Consider the following 4,405-nt stretch of genomic DNA (forward strand, 5'->3'; position numbering starts at 1 on the left):
AATCCCCTTAAAGGAGTCTCCTTCTGAAGTGAGATTCACAGTACTTGCAGCAATCAGCGCCGCGCTTAAGGCAATTTCCGGTAGCTTGATTCTCATTTCTTTTCTCTTTTAATGAAGCAATTCCTTTCCGCCCATGCCCATCACGCCAATAGAGACCAGTGTAATCCCCATGATGATCTCTGCTGGCTTAATCCTTATTTTCTCCTTTCCCGTCACCCAGCTTCCCTTTGTCATATTTCGTGGGACGACGTAGGAACCATGCAAGAGGGATTATGGATATACCTACTGCTGCATAGACGTAGCCCACCCAGGGATAGATGGGCCATCCTTTGAAGCTGAATTCGTTGGTTACTATCATGTCTAGTCCAGTAGCGGTCATGACAACCCCTAAAAATGCTTCCCATGCTTTTATCCGCATATATTATCTTCCGCACTTCTCTTTATACCGTTCATACCCAGCTCTAGCGCCCGCACCTGCAGCCCCAGCCCAAGTCATTGCCGGCGGCCCCGGGTCAAATGCACCCGAAGCAAAGTCCGCTGCTGCCTTTGACGCCGCCGCCAACAGGGCCAAGGCCATGGCGAACCTCCTGGCCCATACGTCGCTCTAAATGATAATTGGCACGTACTACCACGAAATCCAAGGGAAGAAGCGAAAGGCAATTGAGAGCATCCCTTCGCTCATTAATCAAGCTTGGAGCTTCTCTTTCAAAGTGACTATGAGCCGCTTGGCCCAAGGAGAGGCATCTTGGACCTTCTGCGGGTCAATCATTGCGAGTATGCCGAACGAATGGTCGCCCTTGCCATATGTTTTCTTCTTGGTCCGTTTTGCCGCCGTCTCCAAACTGGAATACAATGTGGCTTTGGGGATGGCTTCTATGTTGGCCCGCTTGGGCAGGCAATTCAAGTGGAAGCCCTGCCCGAAGAACTCTGCCAGTGCATCCTTGTCCGCCATGAACCACGACTCCATGCATAGAACCATGAGGTGAGCTTGGCCGTTTTCGACATCGTCCGGCTTGTCCCAGTTGTCACGAGTTTTCAGATGAATCCAGGGGGCGTCGGTATTCCCATTGGCAATGATGGCTTCACTGTCCACGAGCAGCAAGGGTAGCGTATCCGCATTCGCGGTTTTTACTGCTGTGCAGAAATCATCATAGGCATCATTTCTGGAACCGCATGCCACTACGGCAGGCATTTTCGGCAATCCCGCTTTCCCGAAAAAGGAAGAGAATCCTTCGCGGCATTTCGTTTTTAACGCCTTGGTTTGACCGCCGCCCTCAATATAGACTTTGATCTTCACCAGCGGGTTCCTCCTATTTCGCCCTTGAGCCAGAGCTGACCAAGCGAATACTTTTCCAGCCATTTCTTCAGGCTGTCCGAATCTAGATTCCGTATGCTCGTGGCACCATCTTCCTTGTCACAAACAAGGACGCAGTCTGGGGTGTCGGTCAATTCATCCACCAAGATGTCGGAGTGCGTCGTGACGATAACCTGGGTCCGCTCCGAAGCCTCGGTCAGTAATTTTGCCAGGGTCGGAATGATGTCGGGGTGCAGTCCCAGTTCCGGCTCTTCGATGCAAACGAGGGGAGGTGGGGTCGGATGACAGAGTATGGCCAACAGGCAGATGAAACGAAGCGTTCCGTCCGACAGGCGAGTGGCTGGGATAGGGAAGTCGCCCTCCTGCAAGAACAACTGGACCGTGCCTCCACTCACGCTGATGTCGAAGTCTTCGATTCCTCCATAGAATTTGCCTAAATATTGGAGGATAGCTCTCTTGGCCGCTGGCTTTCTCCTCAGATAGTTGAGCACTAGGCCGAGGTTAAGGCAGTCCTCGTCAAGAATGTCATTGGGAGCGTCAGCGTCTTGTGGCTTTCTGAGGTCAGCGTTACGTCCGAAAGACCATTCCCGGTATATCCTGATCTTTTCGAACTGTTCCCCCACCCAGGTGAGCTCCGGGTATTGGTCGGGGTCTTTTCGTTGCGCGAGTATGGACGATCCCGGGTCCACGTCCTCGTGTTTCAGCGTCCTTTTTTCTGCTTTGACATTCAGGACCGGATGGTTGTTTTGGTATTTGTAGAAAAAATAGGCTTCCTGCTGTCCCTCGGCTGGTTTTTTGAACTCCAAAGATTCGTCCGTCATTTCAAAGCGCTGATTAACCATAGAGAAGGCGAAGCGATACCTAAGGTCATCCACCGAGGCCGCTCCGTTGGAAATGACCGCTTCCAATTCGGCTGAAGCATTGTCTTTTCTTCCCTGCCACAGCCAGTCTCGAACTCCGCCACCACCTTTTCGTCTCATCGGATTCGTGATGGAGCTGGGTGCGGCTTGAAGCAGTGAAACGGCCTCAATGAGATTGGATTTTCCTGACCCGTTGGGGCCGATCAGGACATTAAGTCCACCAAGCTTGATCTCGTCGGCAGCCTCCCCGAATGAAAGGATGTTCTTGAGTTTTAAAATCTTGATCAACTGTGGTTGCTGCATTGTTGTTTTCGCTCCTGGGCCGAAGGCCTTTTGAGAGTACGCAAAGGTGTTTGGCCCATCAACATAATGTTTCCTTATAATCAAAATGGGCTCAAAGGTATATCCCGCCGCCAACTTATCCGGGTGCTGCATGGCAGCCCCAGCCCAAGTCATTGCCGGCGGCCCCGGGTCGTGCAGGCTGCGCGTAAAATGAGTAGTAATGTCGTATAATCATCATACGCGAGTGAACCGGCGGCCTAAACACCGTATCCAATCAGAACCGCTCAATGGTCCGGGAGTTCCGATGTAGTCCTCAGCTCTTCGATCCGATGGAGCAGGTATTCGCCAACACCATCACTCTTTGGAATATGTATAAAGCTCAGGTACTTCAAGAATACCCCGTCAACCTTCATGAGGATGGATTCGTGTTCAACCGTTTTGAAATTCCAGGCTAACAAATCGTATGTGCTGACATGTATCCAAGTGATATTCTTGATGGGCAGCAGCCTTGTCCACAGCAGATACTTACACACTATGTGCGTTTGGTTAAATTCAACAGGCAGGTAATACCACCTGCTCGTAAGAGTGAGAAAGAAGACCCCAAACAGACTCATTAACAAGGCAAACGGTTCGCCGGAGAAAGCAAAAAAGAGACCGGCAAGAATCACTATTACGCTAATAAGCGCAAACATGGACATGAGGATTTGGTCAACAATCACGCCATGACGAGGATAGCTGGTGGTAATTTGTTTCTTGTCGGCCTCCATGAGGCCTCCTATTCTTTTGGTGTATTTCCCCAAAGCAAGGTGTACTGTTGCATGGCAGCCGCAGCCATGGCCGGTGTCCGGGGCGTGCAGGCCGCCTGTAAAGCCAGTGGCACGCGAAAACCGTAACCGTGGTTGGTGTCCTTGATGATCCCGCCAAAGGGCGGAGTGCTCCCCCTTAATGGAACGTTTACATAGGCCAGTACGCTGGCGATACTTTGCACCGAATATCCTGATGGGGAGCAAGCTTCATTATCGGCGACTCAATGACAACATCAAGGGTAACTTCTTCGTGTCCCCGAAAAGGAAGGTCGAAAGTGAATAAAGCGATGTCGCAAATGCCATTACTGCTTAAGCCTTTCATCGGATATGCAGGCAATGCTATGGTTCTTGATTCAAGCTCGATTCCCTGTGAATGAAATGAGTATCGGATTGATCCATCCAGATGGTCATACCGTTCTGATCGCATGCCATCACACGGAAAGGTCAGAAAAAAGCCATGTCTGACATCATACGAAGGCTTCAATTCAGCATGTGCCGAACTTCCGGTGCAAAACACATCAAAATCGCTTTCAAAAATTGGTCGGTAGAAGTGGTCGCTGTTGAACCAGACCGCGAGTTCGTTTTTATGATTATTGGCCCACAAAACAAGTGCCACGAGTCCAATAAGCAACAAAACCTTTTTCATGATTCACCACCTGACTGGCAGAGCGAGCCGCCCTGCCAGTCTCCGTTAGTATGGATTATCGTTGCCGGTCACCTCTATGTAACAACCAGTACCGATCCCGCATCTTGTCAGCATAATCCTGGCAGTTGTTCTTTTTTCCGCCAATACCGAGAAGATTGTATTTTTGTTCCCCAAGGCTGTCCACAGCACGATGCATACGCTTGTCATCGTAGCTCATTTCTTCCAGCTCGTAATCTCGTATATTTTCGGTATTCTGCTTGACGCCCTCTTTGAACAGCCCAACATTTTTCCCAGTCCCATCTTCATAAAAGCCGTGTTCATGTGCGATTTCCGTGTTGAAGGCATCATCAATCGGGTTGTCCGAGAAGATGCCAAGCAACGGCAACCCTCCCAACCCTCTTTTGCCGAAGCGGAACAGCCTCCAAGGGTCAACCCCATTGACCGGATCGTCAAGACAGTATCCGTACCAGTCCGGATCGCCGCCCGCCGCGCCCAT

Annotated in this window: 4 protein-coding genes and 1 pseudogene; all 5 read right to left on the reverse strand. The window is 50.6% G+C overall.

Annotated features, from left to right (window positions below; all coding sequences use genetic code 11):
* Nucleotides 1-685: 685 nt before the first annotated feature.
* Nucleotides 686-1,297, reverse strand: coding sequence for a DUF4276 family protein (locus tag B5D49_RS14545; RefSeq protein WP_078718448.1), 612 nt, complete (start codon nucleotides 1,295-1,297; stop codon nucleotides 686-688).
* On the reverse strand, nucleotides 1,294-2,610 hold the full coding sequence (locus B5D49_RS14550) for an AAA family ATPase (protein ID WP_200806809.1): 1,317 nt from the start codon (nucleotides 2,608-2,610) through the stop codon (nucleotides 1,294-1,296). The genes B5D49_RS14545 and B5D49_RS14550 overlap by 4 nt, the downstream gene beginning before the upstream one ends.
* Nucleotides 2,611-2,741: 131 nt before the next feature.
* A complete protein-coding gene (locus B5D49_RS14555; protein WP_078718449.1) occupies nucleotides 2,742-3,224 on the reverse strand; it encodes a hypothetical protein in 483 nt (160 codons plus the stop codon).
* Nucleotides 3,225-3,411: 187 nt separating this feature from the next.
* Entirely contained in the window at nucleotides 3,412-3,909 is a 498-nt protein-coding gene (locus tag B5D49_RS14560; RefSeq protein ID WP_078718450.1) for a hypothetical protein, read from the reverse strand.
* A gap of 55 nt (nucleotides 3,910-3,964) precedes the next feature.
* Nucleotides 3,965-4,405, reverse strand: a pseudogene (locus B5D49_RS14565) (RHS repeat domain-containing protein); the annotation flags it as partial.

The organism is Paucidesulfovibrio gracilis DSM 16080, from assembly GCF_900167125.1.
Lineage (GTDB): Bacteria > Desulfobacterota > Desulfovibrionia > Desulfovibrionales > Desulfovibrionaceae > Paucidesulfovibrio > Paucidesulfovibrio gracilis.